The 23,487-nt window shown below is 72.3% G+C and carries 23 protein-coding genes and 1 pseudogene; 22 read left to right on the top strand and 2 right to left on the bottom strand.

Annotation, left to right across the window (positions count from 1 at the left end; translation table 11 throughout):
• The 20 genes and pseudogenes from GCE65_RS10690 (at position 1) to GCE65_RS10600 (ending at position 20,830) form a co-directional block, all read left to right on the top strand.
• Positions 1-423 (top strand): DUF4233 domain-containing protein, encoded by a 423-nt coding sequence (locus GCE65_RS10690; protein WP_153878375.1) that lies wholly within the window; start codon positions 1-3, stop codon positions 421-423.
• 19 nt (positions 424-442) lie between these two features.
• Positions 443-865, top strand: coding sequence for an alternative ribosome rescue aminoacyl-tRNA hydrolase ArfB (gene arfB / locus GCE65_RS10685; protein ID WP_152818402.1), 423 nt, complete (start codon positions 443-445; stop codon positions 863-865).
• Between the two features lie 213 nt (positions 866-1,078).
• On the top strand, positions 1,079-3,916 hold the full coding sequence (gene ygjK / locus GCE65_RS10680; protein WP_153878374.1) for an alpha-glucosidase: 2,838 nt from the start codon (positions 1,079-1,081) through the stop codon (positions 3,914-3,916).
• A gap of 119 nt (positions 3,917-4,035) precedes the next feature.
• Positions 4,036-4,458, top strand: a complete 423-nt coding sequence (ndk, locus tag GCE65_RS10675) for a nucleoside-diphosphate kinase (protein ID WP_153878373.1) — start codon at positions 4,036-4,038, stop codon at positions 4,456-4,458.
• Positions 4,459-4,538: 80 nt separating this feature from the next.
• Positions 4,539-8,132, top strand: coding sequence for a chromosome segregation protein SMC (smc, locus tag GCE65_RS10670; protein ID WP_153878372.1), 3,594 nt, complete (start codon positions 4,539-4,541; stop codon positions 8,130-8,132).
• Positions 8,133-8,241: 109 nt separating this feature from the next.
• Positions 8,242-8,496: a hypothetical protein gene (locus tag GCE65_RS10665; RefSeq protein WP_152818399.1), complete on the top strand. Its 255-nt coding sequence runs from the start codon at positions 8,242-8,244 to the stop codon at positions 8,494-8,496.
• 124 nt (positions 8,497-8,620) lie between these two features.
• Positions 8,621-9,853: a signal recognition particle-docking protein FtsY gene (gene ftsY, locus GCE65_RS10660; RefSeq protein WP_153878371.1), complete on the top strand. Its 1,233-nt coding sequence runs from the start codon at positions 8,621-8,623 to the stop codon at positions 9,851-9,853.
• A 55-nt stretch (positions 9,854-9,908) separates the two neighbouring features.
• Positions 9,909-11,504, top strand: coding sequence for a signal recognition particle protein (gene ffh / locus GCE65_RS10655; RefSeq protein ID WP_153878370.1), 1,596 nt, complete (start codon positions 9,909-9,911; stop codon positions 11,502-11,504).
• A 6-nt stretch (positions 11,505-11,510) separates the two neighbouring features.
• Positions 11,511-12,623 (top strand): amidohydrolase family protein, encoded by a 1,113-nt coding sequence (locus GCE65_RS10650; RefSeq protein WP_228759901.1) that lies wholly within the window; start codon positions 11,511-11,513, stop codon positions 12,621-12,623.
• 165 nt (positions 12,624-12,788) lie between these two features.
• Positions 12,789-13,550: a helix-turn-helix transcriptional regulator gene (locus GCE65_RS10645; protein ID WP_153878369.1), complete on the top strand. Its 762-nt coding sequence runs from the start codon at positions 12,789-12,791 to the stop codon at positions 13,548-13,550.
• Complete coding sequence (locus tag GCE65_RS10640) at positions 13,547-14,431, top strand: hypothetical protein (RefSeq protein WP_153878368.1); 885 nt, start codon at positions 13,547-13,549, stop codon at positions 14,429-14,431. The genes GCE65_RS10645 and GCE65_RS10640 overlap by 4 nt, the downstream gene beginning before the upstream one ends.
• Before the next feature lie 3 nt (positions 14,432-14,434).
• Positions 14,435-15,583, top strand: coding sequence for an AbiH family protein (locus GCE65_RS10635; protein WP_153878367.1), 1,149 nt, complete (start codon positions 14,435-14,437; stop codon positions 15,581-15,583).
• A gap of 276 nt (positions 15,584-15,859) precedes the next feature.
• A complete protein-coding gene (gene rpsP / locus GCE65_RS10630) occupies positions 15,860-16,303 on the top strand; it encodes a 30S ribosomal protein S16 (RefSeq protein ID WP_153878366.1) in 444 nt (147 codons plus the stop codon).
• Positions 16,303-16,542, top strand: coding sequence for an RNA-binding protein (locus GCE65_RS10625; RefSeq protein ID WP_153878365.1), 240 nt, complete (start codon positions 16,303-16,305; stop codon positions 16,540-16,542). Before rpsP ends, GCE65_RS10625 begins: the two co-directional genes overlap by 1 nt.
• Positions 16,543-16,611: 69 nt before the next feature.
• Positions 16,612-17,202, top strand: coding sequence for a ribosome maturation factor RimM (rimM, locus tag GCE65_RS10620; protein WP_370460109.1), 591 nt, complete (start codon positions 16,612-16,614; stop codon positions 17,200-17,202).
• Positions 17,199-17,957: pseudogene (trmD, locus tag GCE65_RS16650) on the top strand (tRNA (guanosine(37)-N1)-methyltransferase TrmD); the annotation flags it as partial. The gene rimM and the pseudogene trmD, both read left to right, overlap by 4 nt.
• Positions 17,952-18,530, top strand: a complete 579-nt coding sequence (locus GCE65_RS16645; RefSeq protein ID WP_228760197.1) for a GNAT family N-acetyltransferase — start codon at positions 17,952-17,954, stop codon at positions 18,528-18,530. The pseudogene trmD and the gene GCE65_RS16645, both read left to right, overlap by 6 nt.
• A 147-nt stretch (positions 18,531-18,677) precedes the next feature.
• Positions 18,678-19,028 carry a 50S ribosomal protein L19 gene (gene rplS / locus GCE65_RS10610; protein ID WP_152818396.1) on the top strand — a complete coding sequence of 117 codons (351 nt, stop codon included), beginning with the start codon at positions 18,678-18,680 and terminating at the stop codon, positions 19,026-19,028.
• Positions 19,029-19,251: 223 nt separating this feature from the next.
• Positions 19,252-19,941: a signal peptidase I gene (gene lepB, locus GCE65_RS10605; protein WP_370460108.1), complete on the top strand. Its 690-nt coding sequence runs from the start codon at positions 19,252-19,254 to the stop codon at positions 19,939-19,941.
• A 22-nt stretch (positions 19,942-19,963) separates the two neighbouring features.
• Positions 19,964-20,830, top strand: a complete 867-nt coding sequence (locus tag GCE65_RS10600; protein WP_153878362.1) for a ribonuclease HII — start codon at positions 19,964-19,966, stop codon at positions 20,828-20,830.
• On the opposite strand, the gene GCE65_RS10595 is transcribed toward GCE65_RS10600, so the two are convergent.
• Entirely contained in the window at positions 20,827-21,330 is a 504-nt protein-coding gene (locus GCE65_RS10595) for a hypothetical protein (RefSeq protein ID WP_153878361.1), read from the bottom strand. The two genes, GCE65_RS10600 and GCE65_RS10595, sit on opposite strands and share 4 nt — an antisense overlap.
• 227 nt (positions 21,331-21,557) lie before the next feature.
• Positions 21,558-22,124, bottom strand: coding sequence for an NUDIX hydrolase (locus GCE65_RS10590; protein ID WP_152818393.1), 567 nt, complete (start codon positions 22,122-22,124; stop codon positions 21,558-21,560).
• Between the two features lie 159 nt (positions 22,125-22,283).
• Between GCE65_RS10590 and GCE65_RS10585 the strand changes: the two genes are divergently transcribed.
• Positions 22,284-22,586 (top strand): DUF2469 domain-containing protein, encoded by a 303-nt coding sequence (locus GCE65_RS10585; RefSeq protein ID WP_153878359.1) that lies wholly within the window; start codon positions 22,284-22,286, stop codon positions 22,584-22,586.
• 13 nt (positions 22,587-22,599) lie between these two features.
• On the top strand, positions 22,600-23,355 hold the full coding sequence (locus GCE65_RS10580) for a DUF1353 domain-containing protein (protein WP_153878358.1): 756 nt from the start codon (positions 22,600-22,602) through the stop codon (positions 23,353-23,355).
• The last annotated feature ends 132 nt before the right edge of the window (positions 23,356-23,487 follow it).

Here is a 23,487-nt window from a genome sequence, read left to right as displayed (position 1 = left end):
GTGACCACCGCGCCCTCCTCCGATTCCCCGCCGGCCCGCCCCGGCCTGCCGGCGCCCGCCGGCCGATCCGTCCGGCACCTGTTCGCCGTTGCGACGCTCGGAACCCAGGTCTTCGTGTTCGGATTCGCCGGGCTCGTGGCCTACGGGCTGCGGCTCGCGCCGCCGGAGGTCATCTGGCCGGTCGTCGGGTTCGCGGTCGCGCTGTGCCTGGCGGCGCTGGCGCTCCTGCGGGGCTTGCCCGGGCGCATCCTCGGCTCCCTCGTGCAGGTCGTGAGCATCCTCGCCGGACTGATCATCCCGATGATGTGGATCCTCGGCACGGTCTTCGCCGCGCTGTGGATCCTCGCCATGGTGCTCGGCGCGAAGATCGACCGTGAGAAGGCGGCCTACGCCGCCGCGGAGGCGGGCGGGCGCACCCGATAGCGTGTGCGAGGCTGGACGCATGGATGTCCAGGTCTCGCCGGCGCTGACGATCCCGGCGGCGGAGCTGCGGTGGCGGTTCTCCCGCTCCTCCGGGCCCGGCGGCCAGCACGTGAACACCGCGGACAGCCGGGTCGAGCTGTCGTGGGACATCGCGACCTCGGCCGTGCTCAGCCCGACCCAACGGCGCCGGCTCGAGGGCGGCCTCGCCGGCCGGCTCGTGGGCACGACCCTGACCGTGACCGCCTCCGAGCGCAGCTCCCAGCTGCGCAACCGCGAGGTCGCGATCGCCCGGCTCGCCGAGCTGCTGCGCGCGGCGCTGCGTCCGCCGTCCGCGCCCCGGCGCGCCACCCGGCCCACCCGCGGATCGGTCCGGCGCCGGCGTGCGGCGAAGCAGCTCCGGTCCGAGACCAAGCGACTGCGGCGGCGCCCGGGGGACGACTAGTCCGGGCGGTGCTGCGCCGTGACATGCGTGCGGTGACATACGCGCCGTGACATGCGTGCCGTGACGCATGCGATGACATGGGAGAGGGGCGCCCCCGGAGCCCGCTATCGTGGGGGACGCGCTGGGCCTGACATCGTTGCCATCGGCCACCTCGGCCATGCCCAGTCGCCGACACTCATCACATTCTTGCCACAACCTGCCACAAGGAGCTTCATGAGATCCATGCTTGCGGCCACCGCCGCAGCGGCACTCCTCGCAGCCGCCGTCGTCCTGCCGTCGGAGGCGGCCGTCGCGGACACCGGTCCAGCCGCGAACGGCGCCGTCCCCGCGGCCGCGGACGGGGAGTCGAACCGTGCCGACCGGCCACTTCCCCGGCTCGCCTCCCAGTACCGCGACGTGCTCGACCGGACCGGGAGCCCGCTCGCGTTCCGTGAATTCGACGGGGTCGGCAACCAGCGCTTCAACCCCCTGCTCGACGCGGGCGCATGGCACGGGTTCACCCTGCCGGCCGAGCCGAGCGAGTACGGCGGCTTCACCGGACCGATGGTGATCGCCGAGGAGTACAGCGTCTTCTTCGCCCACGAACTCGACCGGCTCACGATCAGCGCCGACGGGGACCCGGTCGACCTGTCGAGTGCGACCTCCCAGGAGATCTTCGCCATCCCGGGCGCCCTCGTGCAGAGCTATGACTTCGAGGGCTTCGGGCTAGAGCTCGAACTCCGGTTCGCCGACGACCGCACGGCGCTCGTGCGCACCCGGCTCGTCAACCACACGGCCTCGACCCAGGCGCTCGAGCTCACCTGGACCGGTGAGCTGCTCGACCAGTGGACCCCGACGGCCACGGTCGCCGAGACCTACCCGGACTGGACGCGGTCGATCGAGGCCACGGACGACGGGGTTCGGTTCACGTTCGGGAAGCTCCGCAGCACGTGGACCATCATGCAGAGCGGCAGCGCCGAGTACCGGATCGACCGCACCATCGCCGCCGAGACGACGATCGACAAGGCGGAGCTGAGCTACGCCAGCACCTCGAGCATCGACGTCCCCGCCGACGGCTCGAGTGAGTTCTACACGCTGCACAGCTACGTGCACTCGGACACCGAGGCCGCGGACCTGGACGGCTCTATCGCGGACATCGAGGCCGACCCGGACGCCTACTTCGACGCCTCGATCGAGCGGTGGGAGGGCTACCTGGCCGCCGCCCTGATCGACGAGTCCGCCACGGCCGAGCGCCGCCGGGTGACCGTCAAGGCGGTCGAGACGCTCAACGGCAACTGGCGCTCGCCCGCGGGGGAGATCGAGCACAACGGCATCACCCCCTCGAACACCGCCCGCTGGTTCGACGGACTGTGGGCCTGGGACACCTGGAAGGGTGCGGCCGCCCTCGGGGAGTTCAACCCCGAGATCGCCAAGGACACCATCCGTGCCATGTTCGACTCCCAGATCCAGGCCGACGACCCGGTGCGCCCGCAGGACGCCGGCATGGTCATCGACGCCGTCTTCTACAACAAGCTCGCCGACCGCGGCGGCGACGGCGGGAACTGGAACGAGCGCAACACGAAGCCGCCGCTGACCGCGTGGGCGATCTGGGACATCTACAAGGCGACCGGCGACGTCGACTTCGTGGCCGAGATGTATCCGAAGCTGCGGGCCTACCACGACTGGTGGTACCGGGCCCGCGACCACGACGGCAACGGCATCGCCGAGTACGGCGCCACGAAGCACCCCGCCCACAACGACGAGAACGGCAACATCACCTTCGACGTGCGCTACCCGGGCACCCCGCCCGCCGGGCTGGACTTCACGGGCTGTGAGGAGTCGCGCGGCGTGTTCGCGTGCGCCGGCGACGAGCTCTATCGTGCGGTGCTCGCCGCCGGGGGCTACAACTCGCTCTCCGTCGGTGCCCAGGACGGCGCCGGCTGGGAGTCCGGGATGGACAACGCCGCGCGGTTCGGCTTCATCAACAACGACCAGCTCGAGCAGTACGCGGACGAGGCCTACGACGGCGACCTGGAGCGCGCCCGCAAGGACTGGCAGGTGCTCTTCCTGGAGAACCGGGCCGACGACGGCAGCCTCATCGGCTTCTCGATCAACCAGGAGTCCGTCGAGCTCAACGCCTACCTCGCGATGGAGAAGAACGTGCTGGCCGACATGGCCGTGCTGCTCGGCGAGCCCGACCAGGCCGAGGCCGACCGCCGCGACGCCGAGGAGATCGCGCAGTACGTCAACACGTGCATGTTCGACGAGGAGAGCGGGTTCTACTACGACCGTCAGCTCGCCGAGGACGCCGCCGAGGCCGGCTCGTGCTCCGGCGCGCTGCTGACCGACCGCGGCCGGGGCCCCGAGGGCTGGAGCCCGCTGTGGACGGGGATCGCGCCGGCCGACCAGGCCGCACGCGTGCGTGAGGTCATGCTCGATGAGAACGAGTTCAACACCCTCGTCCCGCTCGGCACCGCCTCCCAGACCAACCCCGCCTACGATCCCGAGATCTACTGGCGTGGGCGCGTGTGGGTGGACCAGTTCTACTTCGGCGTGACCGCCCTGAGCAACTACGGCTACGACGACGACGCGGAGGCGCTCACCGACAAGTTCTTCGCCAACGCGCAGGGACTCGCCGGCGATCAGCCCATCCGGGAGAACTACAACCCCGAGACGGGCGCGATGCAGGGGGCGACGAACTTCACGTGGAGCGCCGCCCACCTGTACATGCTCCTCGACCCGGAGAACGAGGGGCCGACCGAGCCCCCGACCGGCGAGCCCACGGACGAGCCGACCGACCCCACGACGGAGCCGACCGACCCCGGTGAGGACCCGGACCCGACGGACGGGACGAACACGTCCGGTTCCGACGGTTCCGATGCCGCCGACGGTGCTGACGGTTCCGACGGTTCCGCCGGTGCTGACGGTGCCGACAGTGCCGACGGCGCGCCGGGCGGCGCACTGCCGGACACCGGTGCCGGCGGCGCGACCGCCTGGTTCGCGGCGGCGCTCGGACTCCTCGCTGCGGGCGCGTTCGCGCTCGCCTATCGACGACGCTCGCTCACCCACTGAGCCGTCTCGGCGAACAGCGGGCCCCGGTCGCAATGCGGCCGGGGCCCGTTCGCGTCTGGGGAACGGTCCCCGCTCGGGGCGGGATCGCGGGCGTGGTGACCGGCGATAGGGTGAGGGACATGACTACAGAGCGCACCCTCGTCCTCATCAAGCCCGACGGCGTCGCCCGGTCCCTCACCGGGGAGATCCTGCGCCGGGTCGAGGCCAAGGGCTACGTGCTCACCGCCCTCGAGGTGCGTGCCGCCTCCCGGGAGCTCCTGGCCCAGCACTACGCCGAGCACGAGGGCAAGCCGTTCTACGAGCCGCTCGTGGAGTTCATGCTCTCCGGGCCGATCGTGGCCGCCGTCGTGAGCGGCGACCGGGTGATCGAGGGGTTCCGCTCCCTCGCCGGGTCCACGGACCCCACGGGCGCCGCGCCCGGCACGATCCGGGGCGACCTCGGGCGCGACTGGGGCCTGGCCGTGCAGCAGAACCTCGTGCACGGCTCGGACTCGCCCGAGAGCGCCGAGGCCGAGATCGCGCTCTGGTTCCCGGCCCTGTAGCCGAGCTGTAACCGACCTGTAGCCGACGGGGAGTCGGCCGGGTCCACGAACGTCGCCCCGGCGCCCAGTAGGCTGAGCCCGTGCATCTGAAGACGTTGACGCTGCGGGGATTCAAGTCCTTCGCCTCGGCGACGACCCTTCACTTCGAGCCGGGCATCACCGCCGTCGTGGGGCCGAACGGGTCGGGCAAGTCGAACGTCGTGGACGCGCTCGCCTGGGTCATGGGCGAGCAGGGGGCCAAGACCCTGCGCGGCGGCAACATGGCCGACGTCATCTTCGCGGGGACCTCGTCGCGGCCGCCGCTCGGCCGCGCCGAGGTCTCGCTCACGATCGACAACACCGACGGCGCCCTCCCCATCGACTACACCGAGGTGACGATCTCGCGCACGCTGTTCCAGGGGGGCGGCAGCGAGTACGCGATCAACGGCACCTCGTGCCGGCTCCTCGACATCGCCGAGCTCCTCTCCGACTCGGGCCTCGGCCGGGAGATGCACGTGATCGTCGGCCAGGGCCGCCTCGACGCCATGCTCAGCGCCACCCCCGAGGACCGGCGCGGCTTCATCGAGGAGGCCGCCGGCGTGCTCAAGCACCGCAAGCGCAAGGAGAAGGCGCTGCGCAAGCTCGACGGGATGGCCGCCAACCTCGCCCGGGTGGGCGACCTCGTGACGGAGATCCGCCGCCAACTCGGACCGCTGGCCAAGCAGGCCGATATCGCCCGCCGCGCCCACGTGGTGCAGGCGGATCTGCGGGACGCGAAGGCGCGGCTGGTCGCCGACGACTATGTGCAGCTCACGGCCGCCCTCGAGGCCGAGCAGGCCGACGAGAACGCCCTGCGGGCCCGCCGCGAGCAGGTCGAGGACTCCCAGCTCAAGGCCCGGGCCCGGCTCACCGCCCTCGAGGGCGAGGCGGCCGCGGCCGCCCCCGCGCTCAACGAGGCCGCCGAGATGTGGTTCCGGCTCTCGAGCCTGCGCGAACGGCTGCGCGGCACGGCCACCCTCGCCGCCGAGCGGGGCCGCCTCCTCGAGGAGGACGACCGGGCACCGGTCACCGGGCCGGATCCCCGTGACCTCGACGCGCAGGCCGCCCGCGCCCGTGGCACCGAGGGCGAGCTGACCGCCGAGCACACCGCGGCCGCTGCCGCGCTCGAGACCGCCGTCGAACGACGCAGGCACGCGGAGGGGGTCGCGGCCGAGGCCGAGAAGGCCCTCGCCCGGGTGCACCGGGATGCCGCCGACCGCCGTGAGCATCTCGCACGCCTCACGGGCCGGGTCGCGGCGGCCCGCAGCCGACTCGAGGCGACCGAGGCCGAGGTGGAGCGGCTGCGCGCCGGGCATGCCGCGGCCCGCTCCCGCGCCGAGGAGGCGGGGTCCGCCTATGCCCGACTCGAACAGGAGGCGGTCGGTGCCGAGGCCGGCGAGGAGGACCTCGACACCGCCCACGAGGCCGCCCTGGCCCGGCTCACTGCGGCGGAGGAGACGGTCACGAGCCTGACCGAACGACGCCGCGGTACCGGCGGCGAGCTCGCCACCTGGACGGCCCGCCGGGACGCCCTCGACCTGAGCCTCACCCGCCGCGACGCCACCGGCACCCTGCTCGAGGGCGACGTGCCCGGCATCCTCGGCGCATTCGCCGACCGGCTGCAGGTCCGCGCCGGCTACGAGAACGCGATCGCCGCGGCGCTCGGCACCTGGGCGGACGCCGCGGTCGCCGAGACCATCGACGACGCCGCCGCGGCGCTCGAGCGGGTCCGTGCCGACGAGTCCGGAACCGCCCACCTGGTCATCGCCGGGGACGGCGCGCCGGCGCGGCGGCCGGCACCGGTCGCGGGGGAGTGGGCGAGCGACCTCGTCACGCCGGAGCCCGACGTGGCCGGGGCCGTTCTCCTCCTCCTCGAGGGGGTCGTGGTCGTGGACGATCTGACCGAAGCCGCCGACGTGGCCCGGGCCGGCGACCCCGGCGTCGTCGCCGTCACCCGCGGCGGCGACGTCGTCACGGCGACGCGCGCCAGCGGCGGCGCCGGCGACTCCCCGAGCGTGCTCGAACTCCACGCCGCCCGCGACGAGGCCGCGTCCGCGGTCACGGCCGCCGAGCGGGAACTGGCCGGGATCGAGACCGCCCTCGAGCCCGCGCGCGAGGCGCTGCAGCTCGCCCAGTCCGACGCCGATGCCGCCCTGGCCGCCCTGCACGACTCCGACGCCGCGCTCGCCGCCGTGGCCGAACGCCTCGCGCAGCTGGGATCGACCATGCGCGCCGGCCACGCCGAGGCCGAGCGCACCGCGGGGGCGATCGAGGACGCGAACGCGAGCCGGTCGACCATCGCCGCCGAGCTCGCCGAACTCACGGCCACCCTCGCCGCCGCCGAGGGGGAGGCCCGCGACGAGCCCGCCGCCGGTGCCGGGCCCGCCGCCGGTGTCGACCCGGCCACGGCCGCGGCGGAGGCCCGCGACGAGGCCGCCGTCGCCGCCACGACCGCGCGCGGCGCCGAGACCGATGCCGGCTCGTCATGCGCACCCTCGAGGAACGGCTCCGCGCGATCCGGGCGCGCCGCCGCCCTCGAGCGGTCGCGGCCACCGAGCGCCGCACCGCCAGGCCGCCGCCGAGCGCGCCCGGGCCGGGCGGCCCAACGGGTGAGCGCGGACCTCGTCGAGGCGGGGGCCGAACGCGCACTCGCGGCGATCGACACCTCCCTCGCCGCGGCCCAGCGCGCCCGCGACGAGGCCGAGGCGGCCCGGACCGCCCGGGAGACGGAACTCGGCGCCGTCCGCACCCAGGTCGACGCCCTGGCGAGGGAACACGCGGAGCTGACGGACGTCGTCCATAAGGATGAGGTGGCGCGGGCCGGCCAGCGCGCGACGATCGAGGCGCTCGCCACCCGGGCCGCCGACGAGCTCGGGCTCGACCCCGAGGAACTCGTCGAGTCCTACGGCCCGCACCTGCTGATCCCGGCCACCTCGGGCCCGTCGGGCACAGCGGGCGCGGAGGACGACGCGGAGGCCGCGCCCGTGCCGTTCGTCCGCGCGGAGCAGGAGAAGCGGCTCCGGAAGGCCGAGCGCGCCCTCGCGCTCCTCGGCAAGGTCAACCCACTCGCGCTCGAGGAGCACGCGGCGCTCGAGGAACGGCACAACTTCCTCAGCCGTCAGCTCGCCGACATCAAGTCCTCGCGCGCGGACCTGCTGCAGATCGTGGCCGAGATCGACGAGCGGGTCGAGCAGGTCTTCGCCGACGCGTTCGCCGACACCGCGGTGCAGTTCGAGCGGGTGTTCGCCCGGCTCTTCCCCGGCGGCGAGGGCCGACTCCTGCTCACGGACCCCGGCGACCTGCTCACCACCGGTATCGAGGTGGAGGCGCGCCCGCCCGGCAAGAAGGTCAAGCGGCTCTCGCTGCTGTCCGGCGGGGAACGCTCGCTCACGGCGGTCGCGATCCTCGTGGCGATCTTCAAGGCCCGGCCGAGCCCGTTCTACGTCATGGACGAGGTCGAGGCCGCGCTCGACGACACGAACCTCGGGCGCCTCATCGACATCTTCCGCGAGCTGCGCGAGGACTCCCAGCTCATCGTCATCACCCACCAGAAGCGCACGATGGAGGTTGCCGATGCGCTCTACGGCGTGACGATGCGTGGGGACGGCGTCACGACCCTCATCTCCCAGCGGCTCGGTCAGGGGGAACCCGCCTGAGCCCGCCCCTGAGTGCGGATGGGTGAGGGTGGGCGAGGTCACGTGAAGATTCGGTGACGGGCCGGGTGTCCGTGTCCGGCGCGGCGGCGGGGCGGGTGAGAATCGGAACATGACCGCAGCCGTCCTCGCCACCGTCTCGGCCATCGTGTGCGCCTTGATCGTGATCGTCGTGATCCTGGGGACGCGCGGTGGGGACTGGAAGCACGCCTGGTCGCGCTATCGGGGCGCACTGCGGGACCGATCCGCCTTCACCTCCGTGCGGGCCGAGGCCGCCGCGATCGCCGAGCCCGCCGCCCGCACGGGTGATCTGCGGGTCGGCGATCTGTGGACCCTGGGCGAGGCGGAGCCGCACCCACGCGCCTGACCGCGACGGCCCCTGCTTCGTGCGGGGAACGGGCCCTGCTTCGTGAGTGGGGAGGACGACCACCCGGGGTGTGGGGATCGGTCCCCGCTCGGTGGCGCGCGGTCGTTGAGGCAGACTAGGGGATGTGACGGATACCTTCTCCTGGCTCCTGTGGATCGCCCTCGCCATCGTCGTGCTCGTGGTCGGCACGGTCGTGTTCCTGCGTCCCGGCCGCGGTGGCCGGCGCGGCCCCGAGGTGCCGCCGACCCGGCAGACACCGCCCGCCGGCACCGCTGAGCGACCCGAGTCGGACGGCGAGGGGCCCGGCACCGGCGGGGTCGACACCCTCGCGCCGCCGGAGGGCGACGAGTCCGCCGGCGTGCTCGACACCGTCGACATCGACGGGGCGATCGAACAGGCGGCGCCTACCCTCGAGCGCCCCGAGAGCGCCGGCACCCGGATGGAGCGTCTGCGCAGCCGGCTCGCCCGCTCCGGGGCCCTCGGCAGCGCCCTGCTCGCGGTGCTCTCCCGCGACCACCTGACCGAGGCCGACTGGGAGGAACTCGAGGAGACCCTCCTGATCGCCGACGTCGGCTCGGCCCCGACCGATGAGCTCATGAGCGCGCTGCGCACCCGCTCGCGCGTGGCCGGCGCCCTCGACCCGGACTCCGTGCGCGGGGAACTGCGCACCCTCCTGCTCGATCTCGTGAACCCGGCCATGGACCGGAGCCTCGAGACCGCGACCCGCCTCGGCGACGACGGCGAGCCGCACCCGGCGACCATCCTCATGGTCGGCGTCAACGGCACCGGCAAGACCACCACCGCCGGAAAGCTCGCGCGCCTGCTCGTGGCCGAGGAGCGTGACGTCGTCCTCGGCGCCGCCGACACCTTCCGGGCCGCCGCCGCCGACCAACTGCAGACGTGGGGCGAGCGGGTCGGGGTGCCCGTCGTCCGCTCCGACCGGGACGGCGCCGACCCGGCCGCCGTCGCCTTCGACGCGGTCGCCACCGGTCGCGCCGACGGCGCCGACGTGGTGATCGTCGACACGGCCGGCCGGCTGCAGAACAAGGCCGGCCTCATGGACGAACTCGGCAAGGTCGCCCGCGTGGTCGGGCGCGCGGCACCCGTGAGCGAGGTGCTGCTCGTGCTCGACGCCACGACCGGCCAGAACGGCCTGCGCCAGGCCCAGGTCTTCGCCGAGGCCGTCGGCGTGACCGGGATCGTGCTCACCAAGCTCGACGGCACCGCCAAGGGCGGGATCGTCATCGCCGTCCAGCGCGAACTCGGCGTGCCCGTGAAGTTCGTCGGCCTGGGGGAGGGCCCGGACGACCTCGCGCCCTTCAGCGCCGCGGACTTCGTGGACGCCCTCCTGAGCTGAGCACCTATCCTGTAGCAGCACGACCCGATACCCGACGCCTCGAAGGACCGCATCCGTGTTCGCCAGCCTTTCCGACCGGCTCACCGCCAGCCTCAAGTCCCTGCGCGGCAAGGGCCGGCTCACCGACGCCGACATCGACACGACGATCAGCGAGGTGCGCCGGGCCCTGCTCGACGCCGACGTGGCCGTGCCCGCCGTGCGCGCCTTCACCAGCGCGGTGCGGGAGAAGGCCAAGGACGCCGACCTGTCCAAGGCGCTCCAGCCCGGTCAGCAGATCGTCAAGATCGTCAACGACGAACTCATCGAGATCCTCGGCGGCGAGTCCCGGGAGCTGACCCTCGCGAAGCGCCCGCCGACGGTCATCATGCTCGCCGGCCTCCAGGGCGCCGGGAAGACGACGCTGGCCGGGAAGCTCGGCGTCTGGCTGCGCGAGCAGGGGCACACCCCGCTCCTCGTCGCGGCCGACCTCCAGCGACCCAACGCCGTGACCCAGCTGCAGGTCGTGGGCGAGCAGGCCGGCGTGGCCGTGTGGGCGCCCGAGCCCGGCAACGGCGTCGGCGACCCGGTGCTCGTGGCCCGCGCCGGCGTCGAGCACGCCCGCGCCAAGCTCCACGACGTCGTGATCGTCGACACCGCCGGACGCCTCGGCGTCGACGAGGAACTCATGCGGCAGGCCGCGAACATCCGCGACGCCGTGAACCCCGACGAGACCCTCTTCGTGGTCGATGCGATGATCGGCCAGGACGCCGTGACGACGGCCGAGGCCTTCCGTGACGGCGTCGGCTTCACCGGGGTCGTGCTCTCCAAGCTCGACGGCGACGCCCGCGGCGGGGCGGCCCTGTCGATCCGGACGGTCACCGGCCGCCCCGTGCTGTTCGCCTCGACCGGTGAGAAGCTCTCCGACTTCGAGCGCTTCCACCCGGACCGGATGGCCTCGCGCATCCTCGACATGGGCGACATCCTCACCCTGATCGAGCAGGCCGAGAAGGCCTTCGACGAGCAGCAGGCCGCCGAGATCGCCCACAAGATCTCGGGCGACGGCGACTTCACCCTCGCCGACTTCATGGCCCAGATGCAGCAGCTGCGCAAGCTCGGATCGATGAAGAAGATGCTCGGGATGCTGCCCGGCATGGGGCAGATGCGCGACCAGCTCGAGAACTTCGACGAGCGCGAGGTCGACCGGATCGAGGCGATCATCAACTCGATGACCCCCGGTGAGCGCGACAATCCGAAGATCCTCAACGGCTCCCGCCGCAGCCGCATCGCCCGCGGATCCGGCACCACCGTGACCGAGATCAACCAGCTGCTCCAGCGGTTCGACCAGGCCAAGACCATGATGCGTTCGATGGCCAAGAGCGGGGGCCGTGGGATGCCCGGCATGGGGGGCATGCCCGGCATGGGCGGGATGCCCGGTGCGGGCGGCATGGGGTCCCTGCCCGGCAGCGGCAAGAAGTCCCGCGGCCGGATGGCGCCGGCGCCCAAGCGCAAGAAGGGCAAGTCCGGCAATCCCGCCAAGCGCGCCCAGCAGGAACGCGAGGCCGCCTCGCAATCCCAGGCGAGCGCCGGGTCGGCGTTCGGGCAGGCGCCCGAGCCCGCGGACTTCGACCCGGGCAAGCTCCCGAGCGACCTCGGCGACTTCCTCAAGAACTAGCCGCCCGTGACCACGCTGAGCGGCGTCGTCCTCACGGGTGGGGTGGAGCGCGAGCGGGTTCGTATCGACGGCGACCGGCTCACCTTCGCGTCCGCTGCCGGCTGGGAGTCGGGGGAGTCGGGTGAGGCGCCCGAGTCGCCCGAGTCGCTGTTGGGCTGGATCACCCCCGGACTCGTCGATGTGCACTGCCACCTCGGCCTCGGCCCACTCGGCGCGATCGATGAGGCCGCGACCCGCGCCCAGGCGGACGCGGACGTGCGCGCCGGGGTGCTGCTCGTGCGCGATGCCGGGTCACCGGCCGACACGGCGTGGATCCGGCGCGAGACGGGCATGCCCCGCCTCATCCGCGCCGGCCGGCACCTCGCGCGTCCGAAGCGGTACGTGCGCGATTACGCCCACGAGCTCGACGACCCGGACGACCTGCCGGCCGCGATGGCCGCCCAGGCCCGCGCCGGCGACGGCTGGGTCAAGATCGTGGGGGACTGGATCGACCGGAGCGACGGCGCCGCCGCCGACCTGCGGCCCCTGTGGACGGCGAGGCAACTGCGGGAGGGAGTGGCGGCGGCCCACGGCCACGGCGCCCGGGTCATGGTGCACACCTTCGCCACCGAGACGGTCGAGGATCTGCTCGACGCCGGCGTCGACTGCATCGAGCACGGCACCGGCATGACACCCGCCCAGCTCGACCGGGCCGCGGAGGCGGGTGTCGCCGTCACCCCCACGCTCGTGCAGATCGCCAACTTCGCCGCGATCGCCGACCAGGCCGGTGTGAGGTATCCCCGCTATGCCGCACGGATGCGACGCCTGCACGCCCGCCGCCACGAGCAGGTGGCCGCGATGCACGCCGCCGGCGTGCAGATCCTCGTGGGCACCGACGCCGGGGGCCTGATCCGGCACGGCCGGATCGCCGACGAGGCCGCCGAGCTCGTGGCCGCGGGGGTGCCCGCCGCCGATGTCCTCGCCGCCGCGACGTGGGCCGCGCGCACGTATCTCGGGGCGCCCGGGATCGCCGAGGGGGCGCCGGCGGACGTCGTCGTCTACCCGGAGGATCCGCGGACCGACATCGGTGTGCTCGCCCGCCCGAGCGCCGTCTTCCTGCGGGGCCGGCGAGTGCGCTGACGTTCTTCGAGAGCTTCGTGATGTTCAGCGAGAACACAACGTGAGGCCTATCAGGACGGTGTGTACGGCCCGGAGCGTGCCGACGACCCGCAGACCGTCAACAGCGAAGAGCCCCGGACCCTTCGACTATGTTGCGTATTTGCAACGCCGCTGTAGGCTTGGCTCGTGGACCTTGCGGAGCGCATCTCGATGCTGCGTCGCGTGAACGGGCTCAGTGCTCGACAACTCGCGGCGTTGGTCGACGTTGCCCCGACGACGGTGACCCGGATCGAGTCCGGTGCGGTCAGCCCGTCGTTCGATCTGGCTCAGGAGATCCTGACGGTCCTGGGGGAGCCGATCGGATTCACCGGTGCCGCCGACGTCGGGGCGATCGCAGCCGCCCGGTTGGCCTTCGATCCCACGTTGGGCATCGAGATGACGCCGGCCGTCGACGCCTGGCGGCAGCGCTGGGCGCGGATCGGGCTCATCGATGACCGCGGCCGGACGGTCGCCGGCAAAGAAGCCGATCTCCTGTTTCGGGCGGGGCGCGCCGCTCGGCTGACTCGTCGGGCCGGAGCGGTCGGTTTCAAGGCCGGCGCGACCGCATTCGAGCTTGCCGATGCCTTGGGCCCCGCAGGCGTGGACTACGCCGTGACCGGCGATGCCGCTGCGAACCTCTATCGCTCCAGCGCGGGCGAGGCATGGCCGGTCCTCTACGTCGAGGACGTCGAACGCGCAGCCCAGACTGCGGGCCTGGTGCGCAAAGACCCGGTCTCCTTCGGCATGCGCGTCACCCTGATCCCGTTCGACGGGGTGTGTGAGCTCGGGCGCACCACGATCGATGACGTCACGGTGGTGGCACGCGACCAGGTCGTCATCGACGCCTACGGCGGCATCGACCGCATGGCCGAACAGGCCGACATCCTGCTGGGGCGGCGAGTGGCATGAGGGACCTCAAGGCGCCGCGCACCGAGATCGAGTGGAGCCGCCGTGCGATCATCAACGTCGTCGGTGTCCTTGCGGCCCATGCCGAATCGCTGACGTTGGTCGGAGCCCACGCCGTCCTCTTGCGCACGATGGACCTCGACGTGCCGAGGATGCCGACCGGAGACGGCGACCTCGGCGTCACGCCGGGGTTGGTCGGCGATGTGCCCAGCATCGAGGCACTGCTGGCCGAAGCCGGCTACGAACATCGCACCACGGCGCGGCCGGGACTGTGGGGGCGAGAGTCGTACGACGAGCCGGACGGGACGCGGGCGTTCCGGGAGAAGATCGACCTGCTCGCGCCGCACGGCTTGTCGGGCACGGCGAGCCGGACCAGGCGGGGGGTGCCCGCTCTGCAACCAGCGCACGGCAAGCTCGCGGTCGGAAACGCCTTGGGTCTAGAGCTTGCGGCCTTCAATCGATCACCCCTGACGATCACCGACCTCGCCGACGCGCGACTGTCGGCGCGGGTCAACGTGGCCGAGGTCCCTGCGCTGATCCTCGCAAAGGGCTCCAAGATCGGAGAACGGCTGCGGGCGCCGCGCACGGGGCAGGTCCGCGACAAGGACCTCGGCGACCTATGGCGGCTCATGGCCGTGGCCGATCCGGTCGACACGGCCCGGGTGATCGCCGAGTTCGCCGACCACGCCGAGGTCGGGGCGGACGTCCGCCAGAGCATCGAGTGGACGGCCGGGGTCCTCCGCGACCGAGTGAACGTCGAGCGCGCCAAGTCGACGTTCGACACGTTCGTCGATCCGGCCGAGATGGACCATGTCTTCGAGTTGTGGAGGGATACCTTGACCGACTGCGTTGTTGTTCCGTGCCCCGATGAGCGTCGGGGTTAGAAGATGGGCCATCGCGAGTACCGGGCCTCGGGCTTCGACAGTCCAGGCAACCAGCACAACATCATCGCTTTCGTCGGCAACGGGTTCGACGTTCAGGCTCTATCCGACTACGGCTCGGCTGTCGACACGAGGTACGTCAGCTTCTATCACTTCCTGAAGCTTCGTTCATTCGATGAGGGGAATCCGATCCTTCAGGAGATGGAGAAGCTCCGCGAAGAAGGGAAGGAGGACTGGAGTGACGTCGAAGGCGTCGTTGCCGACCTGTTGGCGCGGGACCCTTGGCGCGCGACTGACCTTTCGCAGGCCCTCCGGGACATGCAGGGTGAGTTCTCGGAGTTCCTGAGTCTCGCAGTTCCGAGCGACCTGCTCACGGCCTTGGGATCGGACTCGATGGACCGATCGTTGGCGGTGGGGTCCCTCAGCGGCTTCCTCGGCGACCTCGAGCCCGAGGTCTATCGCCGCATGGGGTTTCCAGGGCGCGTGCAGAACTTCGACGTGTACAACTTCCTGTTCGTCAACTTCAACTACACGCCGTTGCTTGATGACTTCGTCTACCTGGATCAGAAGCAGTTCGATCCACTCCCGTACCGGACGGTCGATCGCAACTTCGTCTTCAAGGGCAACCCGTCCGAGGTGGCGAACGCCCACGTTCGGCCGGGAGACACGTTCTCCTCCTACGTCATGACCGACGTTGTTCACCCGCACGGGCACCAGAGCATTCCGCGATCACTCCTGTTCGGGATCGATGAGCCCGTGCGAACGGCCGGCAATCAGGACCGCGGTTTGCGGCTCGCGAAGCCGTTCTGGGCGCAGAACGAGCGCCGCTACAAGCACCTCTTCGCTGACACGGAGCTCTACATCATCTTCGGCTGTTCGCTCGGCGAATCTGATCGCTGGTGGTGGCGGCACATCGCGGAGTCGCTTGGGCGAGAGCGTTCCACGGATGACGAACGGTTCGAGTATCGACCAGAGTTGATCATCTACTGGTTCAACGGTGGCTCCTCAGTTCTGACGCAGGGTGAAGTTCGAGAGAAGTTCTTCAGCGCGGCCGGGTTGGATGACCCCTCCGACGCCGCCGAGTCTGTGCATGTCGTTCTCTACGACGACTCGACTGAGCGCGCATGGCTGAACACTTCACGCGCCGCGACCTGACCCGTTCGCTCGTCTGGATGGCCCCGGCGCGGGCCCCGTGGCGCCGGACACCTGGGCCATCTGCCCGCGCGAGGTCGCCGCCTGTGACCCGCGCCACAGTCCCGCGGGAGGGGCCGAGTGGCAGCAGGCCCCCGGCATCTGGCAGACTAACCCGCTGTACCCGTGTGCACTCAGCCCTCTCACTGATGCGACACGCGTCCACGAAGATCGTCCGCCGGTTGGCCCCACCTGCAGGCGGCGGTATTCACCCCCCACGAACCAGGAGTGAGCCAACACGTGGCTGTCAAGATCCGTTTGAAGCGTCTCGGCAAGATCCGGGCGCCCTACTACCGTGTCGTCGTCGCCGACTCGCGCACCAAGCGCGACGGTCGCGTGATCGAGGAGATCGGCAAGTACCACCCGACCGAGGAGCCCTCGCTCATCGACATCGACCGGGAGCGCGCGCAGTACTGGCTCGGCGTGGGCGCACAGCCCACCGAGCAGGTGCTCGCACTCCTCAAGGTGACCGGCGACTGGCAGACCCACAAGGGCCTGCCCGGCACCGAGGGCACCCTGACGGTCAAGGCCGAGAAGGGCGACCCGGCCGAGGCCGTCAAGGCCGCCGAGGCGGACGCCGAACTGCGCAAGGCCCGGGCCTCCGAGGCCAAGGCCGCCGCCGCGGCCAAGGCTGCCGAGGCCCCCGCCGACGAGTCCGCGGACACCTCGAACAGCGAGGACTGATGCTCACCGACGCGCTCGACCACCTGGTGCGCGGGATCGTCGACAAGCCCGACGACGTCCAGGTCACCGCGCGGTCGCTGCGCCGCGGGGACCTGCTCGAGGTCCGGGTCCACCCCGACGATCTCGGTCGGGTCATCGGCCGTTCGGGCCGCACCGCGCGAGCGCTGCGGACCGTGATGAACGCGCTCTCCACCGACGGCCCCGTGCGGGTCGACGTGGTGGACGTCGATCGTCGTTGAGATCAGCCGTGAACGGGCCCGCATTGCACAGTGCGGGCCCGTTCGCATGAGCGGAAGGAATCGCCGGCGGTGACTGAGGAACCGATGCTGCTGCGGATCGCCACGATCGGCGCCCCGAACGGGCTGCGCGGGCTCGCACGGCTGCGCCTGCACACCGACCGCCCGACCGAGCGGCTCGCGGTGGGCACGACGCTGACGAGCGCGGCCGGCCCGCTCACGATCGCCGCACTGCTGCGGCGCGAATCCCACTGGTACGCGAGCTTCGAGGGCTACGAGGACCGCACTGCGGTCGAGGGCCTCCGGGGCGTCGAGCTCCTGACCGAGCCCGAGAGTGAACCCGACGCGTGGTACCCGCACGAGCTCGCCGGGCTGCGGGCGGAGGATCCCACCGGCCGGGTGCTCGGCCAGATCCGTGGGCTCGAGTACTACCCGGCCCACGACGTGCTCGTGCTCGCCGAAACCTCCGGGGCGCGCACGCTCGTGCCGTTCGTCGCCGCCATCGTGCCCGTGGTCGACGTTCCCGGCGGGCGGGTCGTGATCGACCCGCCGGCGGGTCTGCTCGCCGGTGATGCCGACGACAGTGCCGATACTGCCGATACTGCCGACCCCGGCGACACAGCCGACAGAGCTGACACCACCGACACGGACGAGCGCCCGTGACCGAGGCGCGGCAACCGGACGGCCCGAACGCCGGGAAGATCGACATCGTGTCGATCTTCCCGGCGTTCCTCGACGTGCTCGAGCTCTCGCTCCTGGGGAAGGCGCGCGCGCAGGGAGACCTGCGGGTCGGCGTCCATGATCTGCGGGACTGGACCACGGACCGGCACCGGACCGTCGACGACACCCCGGCCGGCGGCGGTGCGGGCATGGTCATGCGCCCCGACGTCTGGGGGCGCGCGATCGACGACCTCCTCACAGGCTCGGACCCGGGCGCGCCGGCGACCCTCGTCGTGCCCACCCCGGCGGGGGAGCCGTTCACCCAGCGGATCGCCGGGGAGATCGCCGCCGAGATCGCCGGCGGGGCCCACCTGATCGTGGCCTGCGGCCGGTACGAGGGCATCGACGCCCGCGTGGGCGCCCACTACGCCGCGGCGGGGGTGCGCGTGCGGGAGCTGTCGATCGGCGACTACGTGCTCAACGGGGGCGAGGTCGCCGCGGTCGTGATGATCGAGGCGATCGGGCGCCTCCTGCCCGGGGTCGTGGGTAACCCGCACTCGCTCGTGGAGGAGTCGCACGGCCGGGCGGGCCTGCTCGAGTACCCCGTGTACACGGCCCCGGCGCAGTGGCGCGGACTCGACATCCCCGCGGTGTTGCGCTCCGGCGACCACGGCCGGATCGAGCGGTGGCGGCGCGCCCGGGCCGTGGCCCGCACGGCCGCCGTCCGCCCCGACCTCCTGGCCGCCCACGAGGTGAGCGTGCGCCGCGCCCGGCTCTCCGACGCCGCCGACCTTGCCGACGTCGCGGCCCGCACCTTCCCGCTCGCCTGCCCGCCCGGATTCCCGCCCGCGGAGGCGGCGGCCTTCGTTGCGGAGAACCTGACCGCGGCCGCGTTCCGGGGCTGGGCCAAGGCGCGGCGGCGACAGCTCTGGCTCGCCGAGGTCGCCGGGGCCGTCGTGGGCTACGCGATGGTCGTGCTCGACCACCGGGGCCCCCTCGCGCCCACTGTGTTGACCGGGTCCACTGGGCCGAGTGGGCCGGCCGGCCGGGTCGGCGACCTGAACAAGGTCTACGTGCTGCCCGAGCACCACGGCAGCGGCGTCGCGGACCGGCTGCTCGAGGCCGCGATCGAGGGCGCCGCCGCGGCCGGGATGGCCCGCCTGTGGCTCGGCGTGAACCAACGCAACGCCCGCGCCCAGGCCTTCTACCGGCGTCATTCATTCGCCGTCGCGGGGGAGCGCACGTTCACCGTCGGCGCGCGCGTCGAGGACGACTACGTGATGGAGCGCACGCTCGACCCGGATGGATTTCCACCGCGGCCCGGGGTGTGACAAACTTCAGCGACGGCCCGGTGAGCCGCCGGTTCGCTCTGCCGCGGGGGAGCGACCATCCACACGATCACCGGCCCACCCTGATCACGGCGGAACCACCGCCCGAACATTCGCTCTTGACCCGAGGCAAGCGCGGGAAGGCACACCATGCAGAAACTGGATTCGATCGACGCGGGCTCCCTCAAGGAGATCCCGCAGTTCCGGGCCGGTGACACGGTCAAGGTGCACGTGAACATCGTGGAAGGCAGCCGCTCGCGCGTGCAGATCTTCCAGGGCGTTGTGCTCGGGCGCCAGGGCAGTGGCCTGCGGGAGACGTGCCGCGTGCGCAAGTTCTCCTTCGGTGTCGGCGTCGAGCGTGTGTTCCCGCTGCACTCGCCCACGGTCGACAAGATCGAGGTCGTCACCCGCGGTGACGTGCGCCGCGCGAAGCTGTACTACCTGCGCGATCGCAAGGGCAAGGCGACCCGCGTCAAGGAACTGCGCGAGACCGCGAACTGAGTTGACCTACGAAGGTCCTGACTCGGCCGGGCAGGAGGATGTCGACCCCATCGGGGACGGCGTCCCCTCCCGGCCGCCGTCGTTCCCGCCCGCGGATCCGCATCGGCTCCCGCCGGCCGACCGACCCCGACAGGTGATCGTCGGTCGATCGGGGACGACGGAGCCTCCCGCGCAGCGACGTGGCGGCACGGCCTCGGGTCGGCCGGGTGCGCAGAGTCAGGGCGTGCTCGGGTTCCTGCGCGAGGCCGCGATCGTGGTGGTCGCCGCGCTCGTCATCTCCCTCGTGATCAAGACCTTCTTCGCTCAGGCGTTCTACATCCCGAGCGAGTCGATGGAGGACACGCTCAAGGTTGACGACCGCCTCATCGTGAACAAGCTCCGGCCCGGCCCGCTCGACATCCAACGCGGCGACGTCGTGGTGTTCGTGGACCCGGGCGGCTGGCTGCGGCCGCACTACGAGGAGCCGACCGTGGTCCAGCAGGTGCTCACGTGGGTGGGCCTGCTGCCCGCGGACGCCGGCGAGCACCTCATCAAGCGGGTCATCGGCCTGCCCGGCGACGAGGTGGCCTGCTGTGACGACCAGGGCCGCGTGACCGTCAACGGCGCGCCCCTGGACGAGCCGTACATCAAGCCGGGCGCGGTGCCGAGCGAGAAGACCTTCGACGAGACCGTGCCCGCCGAACACCTGTGGGTCATGGGTGACAACCGCCCCAGGTCGCAGGATTCGCGGTACTCCCAGGGCGCGGTCGGCGGGGGCTTCGTGCCGATCGACAACGTTGTGGGCACCGCCTGGGTGCGGGTGTGGCCGCTCGACCGGCTCGGCATGATCGGACGCTCGGGCGAGACGTTCGCCGACGTGCCCGATCCCGGCACCCGGGAACCGGCTCCGGACCAGGAGACCGCGGGCGACTGAGGCCCGCGTTACCGTAGGAGCCATGCCCGCATCCGCCCCCACGCGCACGCTCGAGAAGGAGCTGCTGGCCTCCCACGCGCGGATCGCAGGCATGGACGAGGTCGGCCGGGGCGCCCTCGCCGGGCCGGTGAGCGTCGGGGTCGTGGTCGTGGACGGCTCGACCGGGCGGCTGCCGGCCGGGCTGCGCGATTCCAAGCTCCTCACCCCCGAGGCCCGGATGCGACTGTTGGATCCGATCCGCCGCTGGTGCGTGGCCGGCGCGGTCGGGCACGCGAGCCCGGCCGAGATCGACGCGTACGGCATCATCGCGGCGCTGCGCCTGGCCGGGCACCGGGCGCTGGCGCAGGTGTGCGGGGCCGGCTGCGTGCCGGATCTCGTGCTGCTCGACGGCGTGCACGACTGGCTCACCCCGGTGCAGCCGCAGGTGCCCGTGCTTCCGGCGCTGCCGGGGCCGGCGCTGCCCGGTGCGGTGCTGCCGGGTGCGGTGCTGCCGGGTGCGGTGCTGCCGGGTGCGGTTCAGTCGGAGCAGATCCGGCCGGGGCAGATCCGGCCAGGGACGGTGCAGTCGGACGGCGCCGGCGGCCAGCCGGCACGTGGCGGCCGGGAGTCCGCACCGCTGGGCTGCCCGCCGGTGCAGACCCACGTCAAGGGCGACCTGCGCATCAGCGCGATCGCCGCCGCCTCCGTGCTCGCCAAGACCGAGCGTGACGAGATGATGGTCGGCCACCACGAGGCGTATCCGGGCTTCGGGTGGGACTCGAACAAGGGATACGCGGCCGCCGCCCACACCGACGCGTTGCGGCGCCTCGGCCCCTCGCCGCTGCACCGGCGGTCGTGGCGGCTCCCGGGCGTCGAGCCCACGTTCGTGCAGGCCGGCCTGCTCGACTAGCGCCCCAGGCGGTTGAGTATCGCGCCGACCAGGGCCGTTCCATGGTTCTCGGCGTCGACCAGGGCCGTTCCGCTGTTCCCGGCGCCGACCAGGGCCGTTCCGCTGTTCCCGGCGCCGACCAGGGCCGAATCGTCATTCTCGTCGGTGACCAGGGCGAAGGCGGCGGTCTCGGCCGAGATTCCCGGGGTTCCACCCTGGTCGCCGGCTGGTCGAGCCGGTCGGCGGGCCGGTCGGTCGAGCGACCAGGGTCGTTCCGCTGTTCCTCCGGCGGCCAGGGTCGTTCCATGGTTCCCGGCGCCGACCAGGGCCGTTCCGCTGTTCCCGGCGCCGACCAGGGCCGAATCGTCATTCTCGTCGGTGACCAGGGCGAAGGCGGCGGTCTCGGCCGAGATTCCCGGGGTTCCACCCTGGTCGGCGGCTGGTCGAGCCGGTCGGCGGGCCGGTCGGTCGAGCGACCAGGGTCGTTCCGCTGTTCCCGCCGGCGGCCAGGGTCGTTCCATGGTTCTCGGCGCCGACCAGGGCCGAATCGTCATTCTCGTCGGTGACCAGGGCGAAGGCAGCGGTTTCGGCCGGGATTTCCGGGGTTCCACCCTGGTCGCCGGGTGCTCGAGCCCACCAGTCGAGCCCACGAGCCGAGCCCACCAGTCGAGCCCACCAGCCGAGCCCACCAGCCGATCCCGCCAGCCGAGCCCGCCAGCCGGGCTCGTCGGGCGGCCGGGCGAGTCGGTCAGCGAGCCGGGTGCTGCGCGGGCCGCAGTCGCGCCAGGGCCGCGTCGACCTGAGCTTCGAAACCCGGGGCGCAGTTCGGGGGCAGGCTCGAGGTCGGGAACCAGCGCACGTCCTTGCTCTCCGGGCTCACCACGGGCGGCCGCGGCTCCGCGGTGAGCGCATAGACCACGTCCCAGTGGGCCCGGCACCGGCCGAACTCGGATGCCAGCTCGTGCCGGTTCAGGTCGATGGGCAGATCCCGCGTCGCGACGACGTCACTCAGCCCGCTCTCCTCCCGCGCCTCCCGCAGCGCCCCCGCGAGCGGGGTGGGATCGTCGGCCTCGAGGTGGCCGCCGAGCTGCACCCAGAAGCCGGCCTTGCCGTGCAGGCACAGCAGGATCTGCGCGAGGTCGGGGGTGAAGACCATGGCCGAGGCGGTGAAGTGCTCGGGGCCGGTGCGGTGCACGCGCCCCGGATCGGCGGCGAGGAAGGCGGCGTACTCTGCCCGCAGCGGCTCGCCGGCCGCCCACGGTTCGGCCCCGAGGGCGACGAGGGTGGTCGAGAGGGCGGCGGCGAGATCGGGCACCCGACCAGGGTAGGGGGCGCGGCCGGCCGGGCCCGGGAGCCCCGCCGCGAATGGGAGCCTCGCCGAACGCGGGATTCCGTCGAGGTGACCGGGGCCGGACCTCGACACGATCCCGCGTTCGAGGCCGCGGCCGGCGGCGGATGGGGGATGATGGGTCACGTGAGTGCAGAGGACCTGGAGAAGTACGAGACCGACGCCGAACTCGAGCTCTACCGCGAGTATCGCGACGTCGTGCATCTGTTCAGCTACGTGGTCGAGACCGAGCGCCGGTTCTACCTGGCCAATCAGGTGGATCTGCAGGTGCGCTCGGCGGGCGGGGAGGTGTTCTTCGAGCTGACCCTGGCCGACGCCTGGGTGTGGGACGTCTATCGCTCCGCCCGGTTCGTCAAGTCCGTCCGCGTGGTCACGTTCAAGGACGTGAACGTGGAGGAACTCGCCAAGGCCGACCTGGAACTCCCCTGAGGCACGGCCGCTCGTGAGCACGGCGGGGGGCCGATTCGAGGACGCCGCGGACGGCGGCCCGCTGCGGCTGGACCTGCGCAGCATCGACGGCCACGACTTCCAGGTGCTCCGCCGGTTCGCCTACGTCAGCGCGGAATACGAGGAGCCGTTCGTGGCGCCGTCCGATCCGGACACGTTCCGCACCGACCTGGCCTCCGTGCCGTGGATCTTCACCTGGCTCGTGCCCCGCAGCGGCATCTTCCTGCCGGCCGCGGTCCTGCACGATGCGACCGTGCGCCGCTGCTACACCGGTCCGTACCTCGATCGCGCCGGCGCCGACCGGCTGTTCCGCCGCGCGGCCCGCGACCTCGGCACCGGCGTGATCCGCTGCTGGCTCATGTGGGCGGCGGTCACGATGGCCACGCTGTGGTCGCGGCCGCGCGCCCGCTGGTACTGGCGGGGCGTCGTCGCGGGGCTCATCGCGGCGGTCGTCGTGCTCGGGGCCCTCGCCACGGGCGACCTGTTCGGGGTCGGGCCCGGGGTGCCGTGGATGGGGCACGGGCCGCTGTGGACCCGGATCCTCGGCGGTGCGGCCGGGGCGCTCGTCATCCCCTCCGTGCTCGCCCTCAGCTGGGGACGGCGGCTCGCGCCCGCGGGCGTCATCGCCGGGATCACGCTCGCGTTCCTCCTGCACGTGACCGTGGCGATCGCGGTGCTCTACGCCCTCTACCGGCTGCTGGAACGGCTCGTGAGCGGCCCGAGTCTCGGAGCGCGTCCGCCCGCGGGCTGACCCGCGGTACCACCCCTGAGGGGTGAGCCGAACCGTCCCGGGCGAGCAACGCCGTCCACAGGCGACCTCTCGATCCACAGCCCGGCCGGCCCGCGCCGCACGCCCGGGCCGCGCTGCGCCACGATGACGGGA

The sequence above is a fragment of the Pseudactinotalea sp. HY158 genome (assembly GCF_009660225.1).
Classification (GTDB): domain Bacteria; phylum Actinomycetota; class Actinomycetes; order Actinomycetales; family Beutenbergiaceae; genus HY158.
The sequence above is the reverse complement of the archived record's forward strand: the minus strand, read 5'-3'. Positions and strand labels throughout refer to the sequence as shown.